The sequence below is a fragment of the Streptomyces sp. NBC_00873 genome (genome assembly GCF_045207415.1).
Classification (GTDB): Bacteria; Actinomycetota; Actinomycetes; order Streptomycetales; family Streptomycetaceae; genus Streptomyces.
The window spans coordinates 5933152-5955053 of the sequence record NZ_CP108803.1 but is presented as its reverse complement, the minus strand read 5'-3'; the positions used below and the strand labels follow the sequence as shown (position 1 = coordinate 5955053).

The window sequence follows — 21902 nt, the reverse complement described above, 5'->3', positions numbered from 1 at the left end:
CATAGAACGCGTTCCCGGTATCCGCGATGGTCCAGACGGGGGAATGGGAATGGGATTCCGGTTCGCCGTCGACGCGGTACGGACGCGCCGTCAGGCCCCGCCCGCACCGCTGTGTCCGGTGCAGAAGGCCACCGTCAAGTCCTTGACCAGCGCATTCCGTTCATAATGGTCGAGCTCCACGAGACCCCGCGTGGTCAGCCGGTTGACCGTGTCGTCCACCGCGTCAATCACCGAAGTCAGCACACTGTCGCGGTGTTGGGCGTCGATGGCGGCGATCCGGCGACGCTGCATCGCGGCGGCGAGCTCCGGCGCGTACTCGATGCCGGTCGGTTGCGCGGAGTACACCTCGATGCCCACCGGCTCGCAGTCCGCCTTCAGCATCCCGGTCAGCGCGTCACCGACCGCCTCCGCATCGCGCAGCGTGTGGGCGTCCTCGTGGAACGCGTCGGTGGGCAGCTGCGAGAGGACCCTCGCCATCGCCGCCTCGACCTGCGCGCACAGGTACTCTTCGTGGTCCGCCACCCCGAGCGTCGCCCGCGCGGTGTCCTTGATCCGCCACACGACGAGGACGACGACGCGCAGCGCCGTGCCGTTCGCATCCACCGCGGGCAGCGGTTCGCTGCGCCAGTGCCGGAGCCGTACGTCGACCCGGCGGCGCAGCAGCAGCGGGCTGACCCAGACGAGCCCCGTCCGCCGCACGCTCCCCCGGTAGTCACCGAAGAGCGTCATCACCCATGCGTGCCCGACGCGGCCGCGAGTCAGACCGCCGAGCGCGAAGAACACGACGGTCACCAGGGCGGCGAGCGCCACCCATGCCCCGGTGCCGATGCCGTCGTACGGACGCGAGCCGATCCCGAGCCGGGCGAGCACCCCGGCGGGCAGCGCGCCGACCCACCACAGCACCGCCCCACCGCCGGCGATCCCGGCCAGCCCTGCGAGCACCGCCGCCCACCCGGGCAGCGCGGGCCCCGGCTTCTCGGTCAGCCGCGGATCGCCCACCGGCGCGGGCCTGGTGGGCGCCTTCACCTGCGCCCCGTGAGCCACGGGCGCACGTCGCCGGCCCGCCGGCTTATCGCCGCCGCCGGCCCCCTTGGCGAGACCGGAGGGGAGAGCGACAGCGTCGGTGTACTCGGACGCGCCCCGGAAGAGGAGGTGTACGGGGATGGAGGCGGCGCGCTCCTTGGCGATGGCGACGGGCCGCCGCCCGGTCACGGCGTCGTCGGGTTCCGACACCGGTACGGGGGGCGATCCGGACTCCGGTACGGGGATGGCTTCGGCGGCCGAGGCGGGCCCCGGCTCCGTGGGGGGCGGTGTGCCGTGCGGCGCGTCGGGGCCGGGTTCGGTCCGAGCCAGCGGCGTGGTGTCGGACAGGGCGTCCAGGAGCGGGCGGGTCAGCGGGTCCGAGTCCGGGTCGAGGGCCGGCGCCGAAGCCGCAGCCGGAACCGACACCGGGGCCACACCGAAGGCGGGGTCCGCCGCGTCACCCGGGGCCAGGTCGAGCACGAGGTCGAGGACGGCATCCGAGCCGGCCTCCGCCTCCGTACCCACACCGGAGCCGCCCCCAGCCTCCACGCCCGGAACCGATGCCGGACCGGCGCCCGGCCACACATCCGCACCCGCGTCCCGGCCGGCCTCCGCCTCCGTACCCACACCGGAGCCACCCCCAGCCTCCACGCCCGGAACCGATGCCGGACCGGCGCCCGGCCACACATCCGCACCCGCATCCCGGCCGGCCTCCGCCTCCGTACCCACACCGGAGCCACCCCCAGCCTCCACGCCCGGAACCGATGCCGGACCGGCGCCCGGCCACACATCCGCACCCGCGTCCCGGCCGGCCTCCGCCTCCGTACCCACACCGGAGCCACCCCCAGCCTCCACGCCCGGAACCGATGCCGGACCGGCGCCCGGCCACACATCCGCACCCGCATCCCGGCCGGCCTCCGCCTCCGTACCCACACCGGAGCCACCCCCAGCCTCCACGCCCGAAACCGATGCCGGACCGGCGCCCGGCCACACATCCGCACCCGCATCCCGGCCGGCCTCCGCCTCCGTACCCACACCGGAGCCACCCCCAGCCTCCACGCCCGAAACCGATGCCGGACCGGCGCCCGGCCACACATCCGCACCCGCGTCCCGGCCGGCCTCCGCCTCCGTACCCACACCGGAGCCACCCCCAGCCTCCACGCCCGAAACCGATGCCGGACCGGCGCCCGGCCACACATCCGCACCCGCGTCCCGGCCGGCCTCCGCCTCCGTACCCACACCGGAGCCACCCCCAGCCTCCACGCCCGGAACCGATGCCGGACCGGCGCCCGGCCACACATCCGCACCCGCGTCCCGGCCGGTCCTGGCGCCTCCGGCACCCTCCGTGTCGTCCACTCCGCCGCTCATCTGCTCCCGTTCCTTCCCGTCCTCCGGAATTCCGGAGCTGCCCGACACCCTGGATCGCATTCCCGCCTCCGTCATGTCCGTGTTCTCACGCGAAGAGTCGCCGCCAGGTCTCCGGGCCGGGGTAGCCCTCGGCCTCGGCGCCCCGCCAGCCCTGGGCGCGCTGGAAGGCCTCGACGTTGCGCCGGTCCGCCTCCGTCCACCGGGGTCCGGGGCCCGACGTGTAGTACCTGCCGTATCCCTTCTTCACCAACTGTCTGCCGAGCCTGTCGACATGGCTGTTGGACCGACCCGGCCGGAAATAGCTCCGGCCGGGGAAGGCCGGGGCCGCATGCGAACCGCTCCCCTGACTGCCGCCGCCCGTGCTTCCGCTTGCGCTCGCCGGGATGTCGCGGCCGGTCCCGTTCATCAGCAGGCGCCAGGTGTGCGGGCCGGGGACGCCGTCGGCCTCCTTGCCCTTCCAGCCCTGTGCCCTCTGGAACGCCCGGGTCGCACGCCGGTCGGCGTCGCCCCAGCCCGGCCCGGGTCCGACCCTGTAGAAGTGCCTTCCGCCGCGGTCCACGAGCATCCGCCCGAGCTGGGTGACGTACGTGTTGCTGACGCCCGCACCGAATTTCGTGGTGCCCGGGAACGCCGTCGCCGACCCGCTGCCTCCCGCTCCGGCTCCGCTGCCGTACTTGTTGGTTCCCGTGGTCAGGCCCTTGTAGCGGTACGGAAGGTATTTGCCGGAATTGGTCCAGTAGGCCATGGGCGTCGTCTGCTTGCGCGTGTGCGCAGGAGTCTGTTCGTAGGCCGTGTAATGGGTGTGCGTGTAGTCGGTCCAGCCCCCGAAGATTGTGACGTGCGAGCCCTTCGAGGGGTTGGCCGGGTTGTGGAAGAGCAGCATGTCGCCGGGCTGCAGCTCCGCGCGCGCGATCCGGGTCCCGTACTCGGCGAGGCTGCCGGTCCACTCGTTGCGCTTCAGTTTCCAGGCCATCGACACATAGCCGGAGCAGTCCTGCCGATACCCGTCGGACCAGTACTTCGCCATGTTGTACGGGACCTTCGCGCTCACCCACTTCTTGGCCCGGTTGATGATGTCCGCCCGGGTCACCTTGCTCAGTGCCGGTTTCGAACCGCCGGACGACGGCGGTCCCGGGCTCCCAGCACCGTTCAGCGAACCGGGCATACCCTGCGGATTGCCCACATCCGCATCGGCCGTACCCGAGCCCGGATCCGCCGTCTCGTCCGTCCGGGCGGACCCGGGCACAGGCCCGGTCACCGCGCTCACCGCGTGGGCGGCACCGGGCTTCAGCGGACCGGGCATGCCTTGCGGATTACCCACATCCGAATCGACCGGCCCCGGATCACCCGCATCGCCCGCATCATCCGCATCGCCCGGATCCGTCGTCCCATCCGTCGAGCCGGTCCTCAGCGGACCGGGCAGGCCCTGCGGATTACCCACATCCGAATCGACCGGCCCCGGATCACCCGCATCGCCCGCATCATCCGCATCGCCCGGATCCGTCGTCCCATCCGTCGAGCCGGTCCTCAGCGGACCGGGCAGGCCCTGCGGATTACCCACATCCGAATCGACCGGCCCCGGATCACCCGCATCGCCCGGATCCGTCGTCCCATCCGTCCAGCCGGCCCCGGGCGCGAGCCCGGTCACCGCGCTCACCGCCCCGGCCGCGCCGGTGCTCAGCACCACGCCGGCCGCCGTGGCCAGCACCAGCACGCGCCGTGCACCATGCGCAGCGGGGTGCCCTCCGTACCGCGTGGGCAGGGCACGCGCGGCGGCGCGCCGTTGCGCGGCGCACCCCGCACAGGTGCAGTCGATGGCGGGCACGTACTCCTCGAAGGCCGGCGCAGTCATGCGAATCCCCTCCGCACTCGTCAAGATCTTTGGGCACATCTGTACGGGCGTCAGTGTCTAACTCTCCCGACATATTGCATATTGACGGAAAAGCAGAAAAAACGACCACCCGACAGGCCGTGGTGGCGGGAAATGGTCAGGAGCACTCCGCTGCGTCGGGTAGAGTTCTCCAGGTCGACAGGCGCCGCTAGCTCAGTTGGTTAGAGCAGCTGACTCTTAATCAGCGGGTCCGGGGTTCGAGTCCCTGGCGGCGCACGCAGAGTCAAGGCCCCCTCACTTCACGTGAGGGGGCCTTGTTCGTATGCCCTCACCCCACCCGCGCCCGGCGGGCGACCCCGAGCCGTCTCCCGGGGGCCGAAAAGCTCCCCTCGTACACCAGTTCCGGTTTGCGTGTACCGCGGGATGGGGGGTATCCGCTCATGAACGGATGCCGAAGGGGCACCGGGCGACCGGAAGGGCGCCTTCCCTTGAGGGGAAGGCGTCCGCCAGAGAGGTCGTCCGCCGCGATCGAGGGGGATACGCGGCGGACGAGACGACCGACCGCGCAGCCAGCATGCGCGCAGGGGGATGACCCATGACGTCGACGCCGACAGGCGCCCGGCAGAACAACGACCCTTCCCGGACCACGCAGCTGCGGATACCCCCGCAGCCCAGGACCGCGGGCCGGGGCCTGCTGATCACCGCGGCGCCGATCTTCGGCTGGCGGTACACCGTCCACGCGGAGAAGAAGCAGCGGCGCGGCGGACCACCCTCGCAGGACAGCGCACCGGCTCCGCATCCGGCGCATGCCCCGCAGGAAAAACCGCACTGGGTGTCCGACGACCAGACCGTGCAGATCGCCCTGGGGGGACGTAACCAATGACGTACCGTCCTGGCTGCCGTACCCGCCGCATGGCGATCAGTACGGCGGTGGTACTGGCGCTCGCGGGGGCGAACGGGCCGTGGCTGTACCGCGTCAGCAGCGAGCGCTACCACGAGTACAAGATCAACAAGCCGGAGTACAAGGCCGCCAACGGCCACTGGGACTTCCTCGACGTCCCGTCCGAGTTCCGGATCAATACGATCCATGCCGCGCTGCTGCACACCGGCAAGGTGCTGCTCGTCGCGGGCTCCGGCAGCAACCAGAAGAACTTCGGCGCGAAGAGCTTCCGGTCCGTGCTGTGGGCCCCGGGGACCGGCACGTTCACGAACATACCCACGCCCAAGGACATGTTCTGCTCCGGTCACACCCAGCTGCCGGACGGCCGGCTGCTGATAGCCGGCGAATCCGGAAGTTCCCCACCTACCCGGCGGTCTTCCTGACAACGAGGCTAATTGCCCTGATATGCAAGCATCTTGACTCGGTGAACGCTCGCAAAGGCAGGCCGTGTGGTGCGCCACGGGCCGGTAGCGTGGTGCCTCGCAACGCAACGCCCCAGTAGTGGACTTGACAGGTCCAGGGCCGCTGACCTGCAGTTATGTCAGCGCCTAGTGACACGCCCCGTCGCCATGCCGCCGCGCATTCCCGCAGATCAGACCCCCTTTTCGTGGACTAGGGCTGCCTCGCTTCTGTGGAACCCCGGCGTCAGGGGTTCAGTCAAGGGATGCCGGTCGTCTCCCGTTCCATAAAGGTTCAACCAGCTGTCTGTGCCTGCGTCGTGTGCCGTCTCTACGGTCCTTGAAGGTTTCAAAGGAAGGGACTCATGGACGCTCTCGCCGCAGTCCGGGCTTGCGGGATCACCAAGTGCTTTGGCGACGTCGTCGCACTCGACGGCATCGATCTGGATGTGGCGCAGGGCCAGATCCACGGCTTGGTCGGACCGAACGGCGCTGGCAAGACGACATTGCTCGGCCTCCTGCTGGGCCTGGCCGTCGCCGACAGCGGCCGCCTCGAGATTCTGGGTACGCCGGTCGGGCGGGCGCTCGCCGTTCCCGACGGTGTTGCCGGCTTCGTGGACGGGCCTGGTCTCTACCCCTCGCTCACCGCCAGGCAGAACCTCGCCGCGCTGGCCGCTCTTCGTGGCTACGACGCGCGGACAGCGGGGATCGACGACGTGCTCGACCAGGTCGGGCTCACCGATGTCGCCGACGACCGGGCCCGCGGCTTCTCCCTCGGCATGCGTCAGCGGCTCGGGCTCGCCGCCGCCCTGCTCACCAAGCCCCGGCTGCTCGTGCTCGACGAACCTTCCAACGGCCTCGACCCGGCCGGCAAAAAGAACGTCCACGGTGTCCTGACCCGGCTTGCGACGGACGGAACCAGCGTCGTGCTCTCGAGCCACCGCATGGACGACCTCGAAGCGCTGTGCTCCGAGGTCACCATCGTCGCCACCGGACGGGTCGTCTTCTCCGGCCCGTTGAGCAAGCTGGCCGCCGAGGACCGTGAACTCGACTACCGGCTGCTCACCTCCGACCCGCAGGCCGCCCGCGGGCTGGCTGCCGACACGGCCGGGATCCGGGTCGTCGACGACGCCGGGGCACGGCACGACGCCGAGGTGCTCGTCGTGCGCGCGCGGGTGCCCGCCCTCGACGAACTGGTGGTGAGGCTCGTGCACGCGGGCATCGCGGTGCGCGAGCTCGCACCCGTGGTGTCGCCGCTCGAAGCCGCGTTCCTCGCCCTCACCGAGCAGCAGGAGGCCGGCCGATGACCGCGACCATCGCCGACAACAACCTTGGCAGTGCCCGCCGCGTCTCGGTTTCGCGCGCCTACCGCTTCGAACTGGTCAAGCTGGTCTCGCAATGGCGGATCCGCTTGCTGGTCCTCGCCTGCTGGATCGCGCCGGCGCTCTTCGTCGCCGCGGTGAGCCAGCAGAGCACGCTGCCCACCGACACCCTCTTCGGTCGCTGGATGCACGCCACGGGGTGGGCCGGACCGCTGGTGACGCTCGGTTTCGCGGGCTCCTGGGCGCTCCCGCTGCTGACTTCGGTGGTGGCCGGCGACATGTTCGCCTCCGAGGACCGGCTCGGCACCTGGCGCCACCTGCTCGTGGCGGTCCGGTCGCCTCGACGGATCTTCGCAGCGAAGGCGCTGGCCAGCCTCACCGTCATCCTGCTGCTCGTGGCCGGGCTGGCCTGTTCCAGCGCGGCCGGCGGGGTCGTGGCGGTCGGCAACCAGCCGCTGGTCGGCCTCGACGGCCACCTGCTGACGCCGGCGGACGCCGCCGGTAAGGTCCTGCTCGCCTGGGTCTGCGTGCTCGCCCCGACCCTGGCCCTCGCCGCGATCGGACTCCTCGGGTCGGTCGCGCTGGGGCGGTCCCCGATGGGACTGCTGCTGCCCGCGCTTGTCGCGCTCGCGATGCAGCTCGCCCAGATGCTGCCGCTGCCCGTCGCCGTGCGCCTCGCCCTGCCCGGCTACGCCTTCATCTCCTGGAACGGTCTGTTCACCAGCCCGGCACAGCTCGGCCCGCTCCTGATCGCCATCGCGGTCAGCCTGGTGTGGGCCGTGCTCGCGACCGCGCTGGCCTACCTGCTTTTCCTGCGGCGCGACTTCACCAACCTGGCCTACGACGGCTCCGGGCGCCGCGCGGTCACCACCGGACTCCTGCCGCTGGTCGGACTGACCGCCCTCACGGTCACGGTGGTCGCCGTTGCGACCCCGTCGATGAGTTCCGGAATCGAGCAGGACAAGGTGCAGCGGTCGGTCGCCACGGCATTCGCCCACCTCTACCGCATACAGACCCAGCAGCTCAACCGCCCCGCCGTCACCGAGGCGCAGCTGCGGGTCACGGCGGCGTGCAACAAGGGCGGCGGCCAGGTCGCCCCCCAGGGGCCGGGCAACGACTGGCGTTGCGTCGTCACCTGGCATCTCCCCGGCGTCGAGGCCGCAGGGACGGCCATCTACCAGCTCGACGTCGCCTCAGACGGGCGGTTCGTGGCCGATGGCGACGGACCGAAGGAAGTGAACGGCTACTTCCTGGTGCGGACCCCGACCGGGGACGCACCGAACCCGCTTTGGCAGTTCGACGGCAACGTCGAACTGCTGGACACCACCCCGAAGGGATAGTTCCATGCAGGTAACACGGCAGCGTCGGATCAACGAGAAGGCGCAGATCAGCCTTTTCGGTAGGCGCGTCGGCCGCCGGACCACTCTGGTAACGGCGGGCATCGCTGTGGCCCTCGCCGTCACGGGCACCGCTGTTGCCCAGACGCACCAGTTCGGCACCGACCAGGTCGGCCAGGTCACCGCTGACGGCCAGGTCGTCTCCGCCAACCAGTACATCGCCCCGTACGGCAGCCGCACCGTCATCAACGACGGCAAGATCATGTCGTCCTCAGTCAGCCCGGACGGCACCCACCTCGCGGCCTCGGTCACCGACGGTGGGATGGCGCTGGTCGTCATGGACCTCAAGACCGGGCAGGTGAAGCAGCGCGTCGGTAACTCGGCATCGGCGGACCTGCGCATCAAGAGCAACGCCGTCGGCCAGGAGGGCCCGACGTACTCGCCCGATGGTTCGCAGCTGTGGTTGGGCCAGAGCGACGGCTACACCAAGTTCACCGTGAACCCGGACGGCACGCTCTCCAACCCGGCGACCATCTCGATCCCGGCCGACGGCTCCAAGCGCGCGCTGGTGGGTGCGGCGGTGTTCTCGGCCGACGGCTCCACCGTGTACTCCGCGGTCAACGGCCAGAACCGGGTGGTCGCCGTCGACGCGGCGACCGGGACCATCAAGCAGAGCTGGACCGTGGGCAACGCCCCCCGTGGCATCGCCATGGTCGGCAACAAGCTCTACGTCAGCAACGAGGGCGGGCGTCCGGCCAAGGCCGGCGACACCACGATCAACTCCTACGGCACCCAGGTGCCGGCCGACCCGGACACCGGTGCCACCACCACCGGCACGGTCAGCGTCATCAACCTGGCGGACCCGTCCGCCGCCGCCGGGAGCATCGACGTCGGTCTGCACCCGACCGCGGTGTACGCCAAGAACGGGGCGGTGTTCGTCACCAACACCGCCGACGACAACGTGTCGGTCATCAACACCGCCAACGACAAGGTCGTGCAGACCATCGCCACCCAGCCGTGGCCGCAGGCGTCGGTCGGCTACGAGCCCAACGCGGTGACGCTCACCGACGACGGTCACCTGCTGGTGACGCTCGGCCGCGCCAACGCGGTCGCCGTCTACCGGTACACCTCCCCGCAGGAGCCGGCCGGCTACGTCGGCCTGCTCCCGACGGACTACTTCCCCGCGGAGATCACCACCGTGGGCAAGAACGTGGTCGTCTCCAACACCCGTGGTATCGACGCCCGCCGCCCCAGAAACGGGGGCGGGCACAGCACCCACGACACGACGTCGAGCCTGACGCAGTTCACACTGCCGGACGACAGCGTCATCAAGTCCGAGACCGGCAAGGTCTTCACGCAGAACGGCTGGCACGGCGGCGGGGTCACCCAGGGCACAGGTGACAACAAGCCGGTGCCGGTCCCGGTGAAGCTCGGCGACCCTTCGACGATCAAGCACGTCTTCCTGATCGTCAAGGAGAACCGGACCTACGACCAGGTCTTCGGTGACATGCCGCAGGGCAACGGCGACCCGTCGCTCACGCAGTTCGGCGAGAACGTGACGCCGAACCAGCATGCGCTGGCTCGGCAGTTCGGGCTGTACGACAACACGTACGCCATCGGCACGAACTCCGCCGAGGGTCACAACTGGCTGATGCAGGCCGACAACCCGGAGTACTCCGAGTCCTCGGCCGGTGAGTACGTGCGCAGCTACGCCACCGAAGACGACGCCCTCGGCCACCAGAAGACCGGCTTCATCTGGACCGGTGCGCAGGCGGCGGGCAAGACCGTGCGGGACTTCGGCGAGTTCCATTCGGTCTTTAGAAAGCCGTCCGGCGCGAGCTGGCAGAACCTGTACTGCGACGCCAAGAACATGGACGCGACCGGGCAGAAGACCGCCTACCCCATAGAAACGGGCTCGCCGATCCCGTCGCTCAACAAGGTGTCGGTGCCCGGCTTCCCGGCGGTCGACCGCAGCGTCCCGGACGTCTACAGGTACCAGATCTGGAAGCAGGACTTCGAGAAGAACGGTCCGGCGAACCTGAACATGCTCACGTTCCCCAACAACCACACCGGTGGTCCGCCGAACGGGCCCGCTCAGGTCGCGGACAACGACCTCGCGGTCGGCAAGGTGGTCGACGAGATCTCGCACAGCAAGTATTGGAAGGACTCGGCGATCTTCGTCGTCGAGGACGACTCCCAGGCCGGCCTCGACCACGTCGACGGCCACCGTTCCCCGATCCAGATCATCAGCCCCTGGGCGCAGCACGGCAAGGTCGACAGCCGCTACTACTCGCAGATCACGATGATGCGGACCATCGAGCAGATCCTCGGGATCCACCCGATGAACCAGAAGGACAGCGCGGCCAGCCCGATGCGTGGGGCGTTCACCCAGAACGCGGACGTCACGCCGTTCACCGCGCTGCCCAACCGAGTCTCGCTGACCGCGGGTCTGGCGACCCCGCCTTCCTGCGGCGAGGACACCCCCGCGCCGCAGAACCCGAACGCCGCGGCCGTACCGTCGGCGAAGGTGCCGGCGGACAAGCAGCAGGTGGCGGCGCAGTGGGACGAGTGGAAGTCGCACCAGCGGATGACCGGGCCCAACGCCCTGCTCGACTTCGCGAACCCCGCTCAGATGAACCACTTCACCTGGTACGAGACGCACGGGTGGAGCAAGCCGTACCCCGGCGAGAAGAAGATCTTCGCGCCGAAGGACGTGCCGGGTGCCTACATCCCGTCGGCGGAGTCCGACGGCTGACATAGGCTGATCACGAAAAGGAGCCCCTGGCCGGCGTCACCGCCGGCCAGGGGCCTCTCCTGTGCGGGCAGTTGGGCACCCTACAGCGACGCGCAGTGGCCCGTACGCCCCCTTTGCCTCCCGCGTCGGCGCCGGGCTTCTCCCGCAGCCCGCGCACCGCGGTCGAGGACCGGCCCGGTCGGCGCCCCGGGGGGAAAGCGGGCGGGCGGCCAGGCGAGGTGTACCTCATCCACCGGACGGCCCGCTACGCGGACTTGCCCGCGGACGGCTTCTCGTCGGTCAGGTACGCCGAGACGACCACATTGGCGTTGTACTCGTGCAACGCGCGGTCGAACGTGCCGCCGCAGGTGATCAGCCGCAGCTCCGCCCGGCCGTCCTTGCGGGGCCCGTAGGCCTTGTGGGCGTCGAAGTGTTCCCGGGTGAAGACCTGCACGTCGTCGATGGTGAATTCGGCGACCGAGCCGTCCGTCCGGACGACCCGGATCTTCGCCCCGGGGCGGGCCGCGCTCAGCCCGTAGAAGACGGCCGGCTTGGTCTCGGTGTCGACGTGGCCGACGAGGAGCGCGGCGCCCGCAGCGCCGGGTCGGGTGCCGCTGCCGTACCAGCCGACGGTCTGCGGTTTCGCGAAGGGCGGCGGGTCGATCGCCCCCGCCTTGTCCAGTCCGCGGGCGACGACGGGGGCCCGGACTCCTATCGAGGGGATCTCGACCCGTTCCGGCGCCGCGCCCTCGATCGGGGCGTGCGCCGCGGGCAGCGGTACGCCGTGGGGGCGCCCGACCGCCGCGATGTCGCCGGTGGTCGGGGCGGAGCTGGCGCCGGAGCCGTCGGCGATGCCACGGCCCCACAAGCACAAACCCAGGAGCAGGATGGCCCAGGCCACTCCGGTGAGCAGTCGGCCAGTTCCTGCCTGGCGGTCCGAGGCGGACATCTCGTTCAGTCCGCGGCCGGGCGGCGGCGACGGCGGGCGCTGCGGAGGGCTACGGCGACGGACGCGAGGGCGGCCAGGGCCAGCCCGAGCACGGCGTGCGCGGTGCCGGGGCCGTCCTGCTCGGCCGGCTGTTCGGTGAGCACTGCGGTGCCTCCGCCACCGGCCCGGACCGGGGCGATCGGGGCGAGCGGTTCGGAACGGTCGCCCGCGACGACGGTGACGGTGCTGGACACCCTGGTGTCCTTGTCGCCGTCACAGGTCACCGTGATGTCGTACGCGCCGGGCGCGGCGTCGGAGCGAATCCTGGCCCGGGTCAAGAGCCCGCCGCGGTCGTCGGCCGTGAAGCGCGCGTCGGAGGCGAAGGCGTCGGAGATCCCTTTGGCCTCCTTGCCCTTGCAGCCGTCGACCTGCAGGTCCACGTCATCGCCGGGGGCGAGGGAGGACGGGGTCACCGAGAGGGTGGCTTGGGACTTCGAGTCCTTCCCGGAGCCGGAGCCGGAGTCGGAGCCGGAGTCGGCCAGTGCGGCGGGAGCGGGTATCAGGGTCGCCGCGATCACCGCGGCCCCACAGAACGTGAGGGGTATGGAACGCATCGTGAACCTCCTTATGGAAGGTTCACGCGTCCGGCGGCTTTTCGCATCCGCAGGGGTGAGGGATTGGGCCGTGCGGGTTCCGGATCCGGCCCGATCCGAAAAGGCAGGCCCTGGGCAGAGCCGGGAACGAGGGGGGTGCGGGGAAGGCGCGCAGGCGGCCTGCGCATCATCAGCGGGTCATCCGCCAGCGCGAAGACGTGCACGACTTGGCTCAGCTCAAACGCGTGAACGTGCACCGCATCTATGAGGACAACAACACCTCCGAGATCCGCCGCCTGGCGGCGTTGAGCCTCGGCGCCCTGGTCGAGCCGCATCGCGCACCGCGTCGTAAACCACTGGTCGATCGCATCATCCCGGAGGGAAGCTGTGCCCCATGACGACAACCTTGATCACCGGGGCCAACAAGGGCCTCGGCCACGAGACCGCCCGCCGCCTGATCGCCGCGGGCCACACCGTCTACCTGGGAGCGCGCAACATCGGACGGGGCGCGGCGGCCGCGGCCGAGCTCGGCGCCCGGTTCGTGCAACTCGATGTCACCGACGATGCGTCGGTCGCCGCCGCGGTGGCCACCATTGAGGCCGACGGCGGCCTGGACGTCTTGGTCAACAACGCCGGAATCGAGGTGCGGTCACCGGGAGGCGACATCATCGGCGCCGCGGAGCTGACCGCCGACGTGATGCGGGAAGTGTTCGAGACCAACGTCTTCGGCCTGGTCCGGGTGACTCACGCCTTCCTGCCACTGCTGGAACGCTCCGCCGCCCCGGTCGTGGTCAATGTCAGCAGCAGCCTGGCCTCGCTGGCTCAGGCCGGCAACGGGTACCCGGGAGTCGCCTACCCGACTTCCAAGACCGCGGTCAACATGCTCACCGTGCAGTTCGCCAAGGCGTTTCCGCAGATGCGGATCAACGCCGTGGAGCCCGGCTACACCGCGACGGACCTGAACCGGCACGAGGGCAAGCAGACCGTTGAGCAGGGCGCCGAGATTATCGTTCGGATGGCTCAGCTGGGGCCGGACGGCCCGACCGGCGGCTACTTCGACGCGGCGGGCCCTCTGCCCTGGTAGGCGACGAGGTTTACGACGCGGTCCGCGATGCTGCTCGACCAGGGCCGTGACGTGACAACGGCCGCGCAGGTTCTTCGAGTGTGACCAAGAAGTGAGCCCGTGCGGCCTTGACCCATCCTGCCTTCTGCGGCGTCCCGCACGCACATCTCGGCGATTTGATCGAAGAGTTAGCAGACTCCTGGCTGGTTCGGCAGGAGTCAGCGCTCCCCACCACGCCGCTCATCGACGCCGCCCCCAATTGCCGGTCGGTCTTAATCAACTTCGCGCAGTCCTTACATGGAGCGCGGGCTATGTAGAGCGCGCCCCCTGGAAGTCCTGCCAACTCGCGTGTAGGAAACAGCTGCCCTCGGCGTGCGTCTGAAGGCAGTCCATAACCCGTTCCCGGACGGGACTTCAGACGCACACCGTTCGCGGCTCCTCGTCGTCCTCGTGCTCCTCGAACACGGGCCGTCCTCGACGACTCTCTTCGACGTTTCCGCCGTGGTCCCCGTCCGGGCTACGAGACGTTCAGGCCCTGAATGCGATGAGTGAATAGCATGGTCACCCCGTGAGTCCTCGCATGGCAGGAGCCGCACCCATGACAGATCAGAAGCCCATCGAATCGTGGCTCACCGACATGGACGGGGTGCTGATGCACGAAGGCGTGCCGATCCCCGGCGCGGATGCCTTTATCAAGAAGCTCCGCGATTCGGGCAAGCCGTTCCTCGTCCTGACGAACAACTCGATCTACACGGCCCGAGACCTACAGGTACGGCTCAACCGGATCGGTCTCGAAGTACCGGTCGAGAACATCTGGACCTCGGCACTGGCCACCGCCAAGTTCTTGGACAACCAGCACCCTGGCGGCACTGCCTACGTGATTGGCGAGGCGGGGCTGACCACCGCCATGCACGAAGCCGGGTACGTGCTGACTGATGCCGAGCCTGATTTCGTGATCTTGGGCGAGACGCGCACTTACTCGTTCGAGGCGCTGACGAAGGCCATCCGACTGATCAACAACGGCGCCCGCTTCATTGCCACCAACCCCGACAACACCGGGCCCTCACCCGAGGGGGCATTGCCCGCCACCGGTTCTGTCGCCGCGTTGATCACGAAGGCGACCGGCAAGGAGCCGTACTTCGTCGGCAAGCCCAACCCGCTGATGATGCGGAGCGCGCTGAACACGATCGGTGCGCACTCCGAGACCTCCGCCATGATCGGCGACCGGATGGACACCGACGTGTTGGCCGGGCTGGAGGCCGGGATGGAAACCTTCCTGGTGCTCACCGGGCTGACGACCAGGGGTGAGATCGACCGCTACCCGTACCGGCCGACCAGGGTCGTGGACTCGATCGCGGACCTCGTCGACCTCGTCTGAGTGGTGGCCTGGCACTCCGCCCCGCAGCGGAGTGCCAGGCAGCCGAAGTAAGGCGTTCGGAGGCCCAAAAACCGGCGTTTCCGCAGTTCAGGGCCAAACAGGTAAGTACCAGGAACGGCAGCCCGGACGCCGCGTGCGGGGACGCCGGCGGCACCGCGTTGTGCAGCGCCGACGTCACCGATTTTAGAGGTACGGGCAGGCCGGCGGTCCCGTACCTGATCCGGACCAATCCGGCCCCCCACCGGGCATGCGCTCAACTCCCCGCTTTCGGCGAGGAGTTAAGCTTCTGTCCAGACCCGTTATCTTTCCGATGCGGATCACCGGTCGTCCATACCGGTGCGATGACCCGCCGAGCAGGGGTTCAGCTGCCGGTGGCGGTCTTCCAGGCGTCGACGTAGTCGTCCAGGTGAGTGCCGATGTCCGACCAGTCCGGCTCGAAGACCTCCACGCCGTCCATCAGCCCGGTCAGCGCGGTCGCGTTGGCGTCCGTGGCCTCGATGTCCTTACGGGCGCAGAAGCCGCCGCCGACCTCGCTGACGTCCTTCTGTGCCTGCTCGGAGAGCATGAAGTCGAGCAGCTTCTTGCCGTTGGCGCCGTGCGGGGCCTTGTCGACCAGTCCGGCCGCGTACGGCAGGGCGAAGGTGGTGGGCTTGGAGCCGGCCTTGGCGGGGAACCAGATGCCGAGGTTCGGCATGTCCTTGGACTGGGCGTAGTTCATCTGGACGTCACCGTTGGCGACGAGGAGTTCGCCCTTGTCCACCTTGGGGGCGAGCTTGCCGGTGGAGGCGGACGGGCCGACGTTGTTGGCCTGGAGCTTCTTCAGGTACTCCATCGCCGGCTCCTTGCCGCCGAAGTCGTGCATGGCCTTGATGAGGACGGCCGTGCCGTCACCGGCGACTCCGGGGGTGGAGTACTGGACCTTCTCCTTGTACGTCCCGTCGAGGAGCTCCTCCCAGGTGGCGGGCGCGGTATTCAGCTCCTTCTTGTTGTAAACGAACCCGAAGTAGTTGTTGACGACCGAGGTCCACTTTCCGTCGGATGCCTTGTCGGCGCCGTCGACCTGGTCGGAGCCGGCCGGTTCGTACGCCGCCAGGAGGCCCTTGGAGTCGGCCTGCTGGATGAACGGCGGAAGGGTGACGAGGACGTCGGCCTGGGTGTTGGACTTCTCGCGGACGGCGCGCTGCACCATCTCGCCGGAACCGCCCTCCACGTACTTGACCTTGATGCCGGTCTTCGCCTCGAAGTCCTTGAAGACCTTGTCGTACCAGCCGTCGCCGTTCTCGCCCTTGAGCCCGTCGGCGCTGTAGACGGTGACGACCTTCTCGTCGGAGGCGGCGGAGGACCCGCCGCAGGCGGAGAGGGTGGCGGCGAGGGCGAGGCAGCCGGTGACGGCGGCTGTCGGCTTGAGGAGGTTCTTGCGCATGGGTGTCGTATCTCCTGGAAGGTGAGTAAGTGCGGGGGTGTCAGCGGTACGAGGCCCTGGTGCGGATGCGGGCGACGCCGAGGAGCACGAGCAGCGTCGTCCCCATGAGGACCACCGCGACAGCGGCACCGGTGAAGAGCGAGCCGCGGTCGGTCGCCGCGAAGATCTGCACCGGAAGGGGTGTCCAGTCGGGCGGGTAGAGCATCATCGTGGCGCTCAACTCGCCCATGGACAGGGCGAAGCAGAGCCCTGCGGCCGCGGTGAGGGCGGGCAGCAGGAGCGGCAGTCTGATCCGCCACAGGACGTAGGACGGGCGGGCGCCGAGACTGGCCGCCGCCTGTTCGTACATTGGGTCAAGACGCACTATTGCGGCTGAAACCGACTGATAGGCAAACGCTGTGACAAGAATGGTGTGCGCCAGGATCACGATCCAGCGCGTTCCGTTGAGCAGCATCGGCGGCTTGCTGAACGCGACGAGCACGGCGAGACCGACGACGACGGACGGCACGGCGACCGGCAGCATGAACAGCCCGTCCAGGAACCGGCGTCCGCGCCTTCGCAGCGAGGCGGCGGCGAGCGCGGCCCAGGTGCCCACGGTGAGGGCGAGCAGGCTGGCGCTGACGGCGGTGATCAGGCTGGTGGTGAGGGCCTGGAGCGAGTCGCCGCTGGTGGCGGCCTTGTAGTGCTCGGTGGTCGGCCCCGATGGGAAGGCGCCGGACCAGTTGGTGGTGAACGACGCGACGACGATCACCAGGAGCGGCACCGCGAACAGCGGGACGAAGAGCAGGAAGAACACGGCCCAGGTGGCCCACTTCCCGGTACGGCTATGCACCAACACGGCGACTCACCATCCGATACAGGCTGTAGAGACCGACGGAGATCGCGATGTTGACGACGGCGACGACGCAGGCGGCCGGGTAGTCGGACTCCAGGATCGCTTTGCCGTAGACCAGCATCGGCAGGGTCGTGACGCCCTTCGCGCCGGTGAACAGCACGATGCCGAACTCGTTGAGGCACATCACGAGGACGAGGGAGCCGCCCGCGGCGAGCGCCGGGAGCGCCTCCGGGAGGATCACCTGCCGCACGATCCGGGCCGGCCTCGCGCCCAGGGAGGACGCCACCTCCAGTTGTGCGGTGTCGAGCTGGGAGAACGCGGCGAGCAGCGGCCGCATCACGAACGGGGTGAAGTACGTGATTTCGGCGAGGAGGACACCCCACGGGGTGGTGAGGAAGTGGAAGGGCCCGTCCGCCGCCCCGGTGACATCCGTCCAGACGCCGTTGGCCATGCCGACGGTGCCGTAGATGAACAGCAGGGCGAGCGTGATCAGGAAGGACGGGAAGGAGAGGAAGACGTCGATGAACCTGGCGACCGCCCGGCCGCCGGGAAACGGCACGAAGGCGATCACCAGCGCGAGGACGAAGCCCAGCACCAGACAGCCGACCGTCGAGCCGACGGCGAGCCAGACGGTGGTGGTCAGTGCCGAGCGGAACGACGCGGAGTCAAAGACGTCGCCGTACGGGGCGAGCGAGGTGCCGCCCCCGTCCGGGCTGACGGACTGCTGGACGACGAGGGCCAACGGGTAGAGGAAGACGAGGGCGAGGACGGCGACGGGCGGGAGTGCCCAGACGAGATTGCTCAAGCCCGTCGAGGGGGTCCCTCCCATGCCCTTAGGGCTATGGGGGAGATTGAGGACAAGGCGGCTGCCGGACGCACCCGAGGACACGTCTTCGGCCACGGCGCTAGCCATGAACCCCTCCCGCGAAGCCGGCGCCCGCCGGCAGCAGCACCGCGTCCTCGGCGGCGAAGTGCAGGGTGACCTTGTCGCCGAGCACCGGGGTCTCGCGCAGCTCGCGCAGGTCGGCCTTGATCCGGTGGCCGTGGATGTCGACGTAGAGCCGGTGGGTGGCGCCGCGCCACTGGACCTCGGCGAGAGTGCCGGTCAGCGCGTTGGGGCCGTCACCGAGTCCGACCAGGTGGGGCCGGACGCAGAGGGTTGCGGTGACGCCACCCGCCACCTCGCCGGTCGGTACGGCGAGTGCGTGCCCGGCGAAGTCCACGGCGCCGGTGGTGCCTGCGACGGTGACCGGCAGCAGGTTGGCATTGCCGACGAACGACGCGGTGAACTCCGTACGCGGACGGCGGTACAGCTCCTGCGGGGTGCCGCAGTCCTGGAGCCGCGCCTTGTCCATGACCGCGATCCGGTCGGCGAGGGTCAGCGCCTCGACCTGGTCGTGCGTGACGTACAGGATGGAGACGTCCGGCAACTCCCGGTGCAGCCGCGCCAGTTCGGCGAGCATCCCGGAGCGCAGCTGGGCGTCGAGCGCGGAGAGCGGTTCGTCGAGCAGCAGCACGCCGGGGCGGATGGCGAGCGCGCGGGCGATGGCGACGCGCTGCTGCTGTCCGCCGGAGAGCTCGCGCGGGTAGCGCGTGGCGTACGCGGCCATGCCGACGAGTTCGAGGGCTTCGGCGACCCGCTCGGGGATCTCCGCCTTCGCGACCTTGCGGGCCTTGAGGCCGAAGGCGACGTTGTCCCGGACCCGCATGTGCGGGAACAGGGCGTACTGCTGGACGACCATGCCGATGCCGCGCTTGTGCGGCGGCAGGTCGGTGACGTCCCGGTCGCCGAGCCGGACCCGCCCGGAGACGGGCTGGACGAAGCCGGCGACGGCGCGCAGGGCCGTGGTCTTGCCGGACCCGGAGGGCCCGAGCAGGGCCATGACCTCGCCGGGTTCCACTGTCAGGTCGAGCCGGTCGAGGACGATGTTCCCGCCGTACGCGACGCTGACCTGGTCGAACCGGATGCCGCTGCCCTGGGTGGCCCCGCCGGTCATGCTTCCGCCCGGGCGATGAGGTCCGGCAGCTCGGCGACCGAGCCGAGTACGTGCGTGGCGCCGTTGCGCCGCAGCTGTTCCTTGTCGTGTGCGCCGGTCAGCACGCCGGCGACGATCCCGGCGCCGGAGCGTACGCCACTGAGCATGTCGTACGAGGTGTCCCCCGCGACAACGATCTGCTGGACGCCGTCCACGGCCCCGGTGCGCAGGAACGCGGCGAGGACCATGTCCGGGTAGGGGCGGCCGCGGCCGCCCGCGTCGGCCGGGCAGAGGGTCAGGGCGACCAGGTCCTGCCAGCCGAGCGCGGTGAGGATCGCGTCCTGGGTGGCGCGGGCGAAACCGGTGGACAGGACCACGGTCCGCCCTTCGCCCGTGAGCCGCTCGATGGCTGCGCGGGCACCCGGGACCGGCGCGATGCGGCCGCCGTCGACCAGCTCCCCGTAGGCCTCCTCGAAGGCGAGGTTGGCCCGCTGGGCCTTGCTCTCGTCGCCGAAGAGGTGCCGGAAGACGGAGATCTTGGACTCGCCCATGGTGGCGCGCACGTGGGCGAGCTTCTCGGCGTGGTCGGCGGAGCCGGGCGCCACGCCGAGGCGCCGGGCGGCGGCGCCGAAGGCCTGCTCGACGAGACCGCCGTCGGCGACGGTGGTCCCGGCCATGTCGAGGACGACGAGATTCAGCTTGTCGGTGTTGCTCAACTTCTTCACCAGTCCAGTTCGTTGGCGGTCGTTTCGGCGATGGCGGGCGAGCAGGTCATACCGCGGCCGCCCGGCCCGGTGATCAGCCAGACGCCGTCCCGCACCTGCTGGCGGTGGACGACCCGGCTGGTGTCGGTGCACTGGGCGTAGACCCCGGCCCAGCGGTGACGGATCCTCGGCAGCGGGCGGCCGAGGAAGGACTCGACGACCCGGGTGAGGTGCTCGTACGGCTCCTCGACGACGTCGAACGCGAACGGGTGCTCGTACTCGTGGGTGTCGCCGATGGTCAGTCCGCCGTCCCGGCGCTGCACCATCAGCAGCTGCATCCTGTGCTCGGCCGCGGTCGGCGCCTGGGCCTGGCCGGCGTTGAGGGCGTCGAGCGCCTCGCTCCGGTACGCCGGGTAGTAGCGGAAACTGTCGGCGTCGGCGACGGACGTGGTGAGCGTTTCGCCGAGCGGCTCGGTCTGCATCATCTGGAGGCGGACGCGGCGCACGGGCAGCTCGGGTCCGGCCAGCTCGCGGACGAGGCCGCCGAGCCAGGCGCCGGTGCAGAGGATGACGGCGTCACCGGTGTGCACGTCGCCGTGGTCGTCGCGGACGGCGGCGGTACCGACGACCTCTCGGACCTCGCGGCCGCCGAGGAACGTGTACCGGCCGGACGCCACCAGCTCCTGCTTCAGCGCCAGTTGCGCCGTGCGCGGCTCGACGGCGGCGTCCCGCTCGCACCACAGGGCGGCGACGAAGTCACCGCGGAGCGCGGGGTTGATCGCGCGGGCCTCGCCGGCCGTCAGCAGTTTGTAGCCGCGGGCCGCGGCGTCGGGGCGGGCGACGGCCGCCTCGGCGACGGCGATCTCCAGCTCGGTGCGGAGCGGGGTCAGCGAACCGCAGGGCCGGAAGCCCAGGCCGGGTACCCGCTCCCCGATGCCCTCCCACAGTTCGCGGGCGCGCAGCGCGGTCTCCAGCTCTTCACCGCCGGCCCGGCCGCTGACCCATATCTGTCCGAAATTGCGGAGCGATGCTCCGCGTGCCTCGCTCTCGCGCTCGATCTGTACGACCTCGTGGCCGCGGTTCACTGCGTGCCAGGCGTGCATGGTTCCCACCACGCCGGCTCCTACGACGATGACTCTCACGACGGCAACGCTCCTGGCGGCGCATGGCTCGCACGGATCGGTAGGGCAACGGGAGGGTGAACCGGGGCCCAAAGTTGGCCTAGACCCGTTACATTTCCGTTATCGCTGTGCGCCGATTGCCGCGTCGTGTCGCTCAGCCCTGGCGGCCCAGGTGTGCGGTGAAGGAGAACCGGTCGCCGCGGAAGAGCGTGCGCACCCGCTCCAGCGGCTGCCCGCTCGCGTCCCGCGAGACGCGGTGGAGCAGCAGCATGGGCAGGGCGGGCGGCGTACCGATCAGCAGCGCCTCGCGCGGGGTGGCGAGCACGGTCTCGATCCGCTCGTCCGCGTCGCCGAAAGTGATCCCGAGCCGGTCGTGGAGGTGGGCGTAGAAGGAGGAGTCGGGGTCGAACTCCGTGTCCAGGTCCGGCACGCGGGCGACGGAAACGTATGTGCTCTCCAGGCCGACCCGGTCGTCGTCGGCGAGGAGCACACGCTCCAGGTGCCAGATCGGTTCGCCCCGCTCGACGCCGGTCTCGGCGGCGAGTGCGGCGGGACAGGGGAACTGCTCCAGGCCGATGAGGTGACGGCCCGGTGTCCGCCCCTGACGGCGTACGCCCTCCGTGTAGCTCGCGAGGGAGAGCGGCTGCTCCAGCTTGGGCCCCGCGACGACGGTGCCACGGCCCTGACGGGCGAGGCGGCCCTCCAGCAGGAGCTCACGCAGCGCCTGCCGCACGGTCTCGCGCGACACCTCGTAACGGACCGCGAGATCACGCTCGGTGGGCAGCATGCCGCCCTCACCCAACTCCTCTATGAGGACGGAGACATGGGCCTTCACGGCGTAGTACTTGGGGATACGGCCGTGCTCCGGGATGCCGGATCGGATCGGTGCGCCAGGTGCCTGGTCGTGCAGGTAGTCCACCTCTCGATC

General features: G+C 70.0%; 18 protein-coding genes, 1 tRNA gene and 1 pseudogene. 9 read left to right on the top strand and 11 right to left on the bottom strand.

Translation table 11 applies throughout. The features are described from left to right. Window positions 1-90 precede the first annotated feature (90 nt). Window positions 91-2451 carry an SPFH domain-containing protein gene (locus OH809_RS27485; protein ID WP_406515764.1) on the bottom strand — a complete coding sequence of 787 codons (2361 nt, stop codon included), beginning with the start codon at window positions 2449-2451 and terminating at the stop codon, window positions 91-93. A 25-nt stretch (window positions 2452-2476) separates the two neighbouring features. Further along, window positions 2477-3802: a peptidoglycan-binding protein gene (locus OH809_RS27480; protein ID WP_406424945.1), complete on the bottom strand. Its 1326-nt coding sequence runs from the start codon at window positions 3800-3802 to the stop codon at window positions 2477-2479. Window positions 3803-4424: 622 nt separating this feature from the next. On the opposite strand from OH809_RS27480, the gene OH809_RS27475 reads away from it, so the two are divergent. From OH809_RS27475 to OH809_RS27450, 6 genes and pseudogenes are all read left to right on the top strand, one after another. Further along, window positions 4425-4498: transfer RNA gene (locus OH809_RS27475), tRNA-Lys, on the top strand. A gap of 319 nt (window positions 4499-4817) precedes the next feature. Continuing rightward, complete coding sequence (locus OH809_RS27470) at window positions 4818-5105, top strand: hypothetical protein (RefSeq protein ID WP_406419746.1); 288 nt, start codon at window positions 4818-4820, stop codon at window positions 5103-5105. Beyond that, a pseudogene (locus tag OH809_RS27465) lies at window positions 5102-5506 on the top strand (galactose oxidase); the annotation flags it as partial. The gene OH809_RS27470 and the pseudogene OH809_RS27465, both read left to right, overlap by 4 nt. Window positions 5507-5925: 419 nt before the next feature. Next, window positions 5926-6867: an ABC transporter ATP-binding protein gene (locus OH809_RS27460; RefSeq protein ID WP_406419748.1), complete on the top strand. Its 942-nt coding sequence runs from the start codon at window positions 5926-5928 to the stop codon at window positions 6865-6867. Further along, window positions 6864-8222 (top strand): ABC transporter permease, encoded by a 1359-nt coding sequence (locus OH809_RS27455; protein ID WP_406419750.1) that lies wholly within the window; start codon window positions 6864-6866, stop codon window positions 8220-8222. The genes OH809_RS27460 and OH809_RS27455 overlap by 4 nt, the downstream gene beginning before the upstream one ends. A 4-nt stretch (window positions 8223-8226) precedes the next feature. Then, complete coding sequence (locus OH809_RS27450) at window positions 8227-10974, top strand: alkaline phosphatase family protein (protein WP_406419752.1); 2748 nt, start codon at window positions 8227-8229, stop codon at window positions 10972-10974. Between the two features lie 244 nt (window positions 10975-11218). Here OH809_RS27450 and OH809_RS27445 read toward each other — a convergent pair whose 3' ends face one another. Continuing rightward, window positions 11219-11902: a class F sortase gene (locus OH809_RS27445; protein WP_406419753.1), complete on the bottom strand. Its 684-nt coding sequence runs from the start codon at window positions 11900-11902 to the stop codon at window positions 11219-11221. 5 nt (window positions 11903-11907) lie between these two features. Continuing rightward, complete coding sequence (locus tag OH809_RS27440; RefSeq protein ID WP_406419754.1) at window positions 11908-12495, bottom strand: hypothetical protein; 588 nt, start codon at window positions 12493-12495, stop codon at window positions 11908-11910. 224 nt (window positions 12496-12719) lie between these two features. Between OH809_RS27440 and OH809_RS27435 the strand changes: the two genes are divergently transcribed. The 3 genes from OH809_RS27435 to OH809_RS27425 all read left to right on the top strand — a co-directional run bounded on the left by OH809_RS27435 (window position 12720) and on the right by OH809_RS27425 (window position 14915). Further along, window positions 12720-12872, top strand: a complete 153-nt coding sequence (locus OH809_RS27435) for a hypothetical protein (RefSeq protein WP_406419756.1) — start codon at window positions 12720-12722, stop codon at window positions 12870-12872. Then, window positions 12869-13558: an SDR family NAD(P)-dependent oxidoreductase gene (locus tag OH809_RS27430; protein ID WP_406419758.1), complete on the top strand. Its 690-nt coding sequence runs from the start codon at window positions 12869-12871 to the stop codon at window positions 13556-13558. The genes OH809_RS27435 and OH809_RS27430 overlap by 4 nt, the downstream gene beginning before the upstream one ends. A gap of 577 nt (window positions 13559-14135) precedes the next feature. Further along, window positions 14136-14915, top strand: a complete 780-nt coding sequence (locus OH809_RS27425; protein WP_406419759.1) for an HAD-IIA family hydrolase — start codon at window positions 14136-14138, stop codon at window positions 14913-14915. A 361-nt stretch (window positions 14916-15276) separates the two neighbouring features. Here OH809_RS27425 and OH809_RS27420 read toward each other — a convergent pair whose 3' ends face one another. The 7 genes from OH809_RS27420 to OH809_RS27390 all read right to left on the bottom strand — a co-directional run bounded on the left by OH809_RS27420 (window position 15277) and on the right by OH809_RS27390 (window position 21893). Next, complete coding sequence (locus tag OH809_RS27420; RefSeq protein ID WP_406419761.1) at window positions 15277-16338, bottom strand: 2-aminoethylphosphonate ABC transporter substrate-binding protein; 1062 nt, start codon at window positions 16336-16338, stop codon at window positions 15277-15279. A 40-nt stretch (window positions 16339-16378) separates the two neighbouring features. Continuing rightward, window positions 16379-17176 (bottom strand): ABC transporter permease, encoded by a 798-nt coding sequence (locus OH809_RS27415; RefSeq protein ID WP_406419763.1) that lies wholly within the window; start codon window positions 17174-17176, stop codon window positions 16379-16381. After that, complete coding sequence (locus OH809_RS27410) at window positions 17163-18002, bottom strand: 2-aminoethylphosphonate ABC transporter permease subunit (protein ID WP_406424947.1); 840 nt, start codon at window positions 18000-18002, stop codon at window positions 17163-17165. Before OH809_RS27410 ends, OH809_RS27415 begins: the two co-directional genes overlap by 14 nt. 76 nt (window positions 18003-18078) lie before the next feature. After that, window positions 18079-19170, bottom strand: a complete 1092-nt coding sequence (locus OH809_RS27405) for an ABC transporter ATP-binding protein (protein WP_406419765.1) — start codon at window positions 19168-19170, stop codon at window positions 18079-18081. After that, entirely contained in the window at window positions 19167-19865 is a 699-nt protein-coding gene (locus OH809_RS27400; protein WP_406419767.1) for a phosphonatase-like hydrolase, read from the bottom strand. Before OH809_RS27400 ends, OH809_RS27405 begins: the two co-directional genes overlap by 4 nt. A 5-nt stretch (window positions 19866-19870) precedes the next feature. Beyond that, window positions 19871-20995 (bottom strand): TIGR03364 family FAD-dependent oxidoreductase, encoded by a 1125-nt coding sequence (locus OH809_RS27395; RefSeq protein WP_406419768.1) that lies wholly within the window; start codon window positions 20993-20995, stop codon window positions 19871-19873. A gap of 133 nt (window positions 20996-21128) precedes the next feature. Beyond that, entirely contained in the window at window positions 21129-21893 is a 765-nt protein-coding gene (locus OH809_RS27390; protein WP_406419770.1) for a GntR family transcriptional regulator, read from the bottom strand. Window positions 21894-21902: the final 9 nt, after the last annotated feature.

Excerpts from the sequence above, each read along its gene's own strand:
- OH809_RS27485 (WP_406515764.1), bottom strand. The coding sequence starts at position 2,451 with ATGCGATCCAGGGTGTCGGGCAGCTCCGGAATTCCGGAGGACGGGAAG.
- OH809_RS27470 (WP_406419746.1), top strand. The coding sequence starts at position 4,818 with ATGACGTCGACGCCGACAGGCGCCCGGCAGAACAACGACCCTTCCCGG.
- OH809_RS27460 (WP_406419748.1), top strand. The coding sequence starts at position 5,926 with ATGGACGCTCTCGCCGCAGTCCGGGCTTGCGGGATCACCAAGTGCTTT.
- OH809_RS27455 (WP_406419750.1), top strand. The coding sequence starts at position 6,864 with ATGACCGCGACCATCGCCGACAACAACCTTGGCAGTGCCCGCCGCGTC.
- OH809_RS27450 (WP_406419752.1), top strand. The coding sequence starts at position 8,227 with ATGCAGGTAACACGGCAGCGTCGGATCAACGAGAAGGCGCAGATCAGC.
- OH809_RS27445 (WP_406419753.1), bottom strand. The coding sequence starts at position 11,902 with ATGTCCGCCTCGGACCGCCAGGCAGGAACTGGCCGACTGCTCACCGGA.
- OH809_RS27440 (WP_406419754.1), bottom strand. The coding sequence starts at position 12,495 with ATGCGTTCCATACCCCTCACGTTCTGTGGGGCCGCGGTGATCGCGGCG.
- OH809_RS27430 (WP_406419758.1), top strand. The coding sequence starts at position 12,869 with ATGACGACAACCTTGATCACCGGGGCCAACAAGGGCCTCGGCCACGAG.
- OH809_RS27425 (WP_406419759.1), top strand. The coding sequence starts at position 14,136 with ATGACAGATCAGAAGCCCATCGAATCGTGGCTCACCGACATGGACGGG.
- OH809_RS27420 (WP_406419761.1), bottom strand. The coding sequence starts at position 16,338 with ATGCGCAAGAACCTCCTCAAGCCGACAGCCGCCGTCACCGGCTGCCTC.
- OH809_RS27410 (WP_406424947.1), bottom strand. The coding sequence starts at position 18,002 with ATGGGAGGGACCCCCTCGACGGGCTTGAGCAATCTCGTCTGGGCACTC.
- OH809_RS27405 (WP_406419765.1), bottom strand. The coding sequence starts at position 19,170 with ATGACCGGCGGGGCCACCCAGGGCAGCGGCATCCGGTTCGACCAGGTC.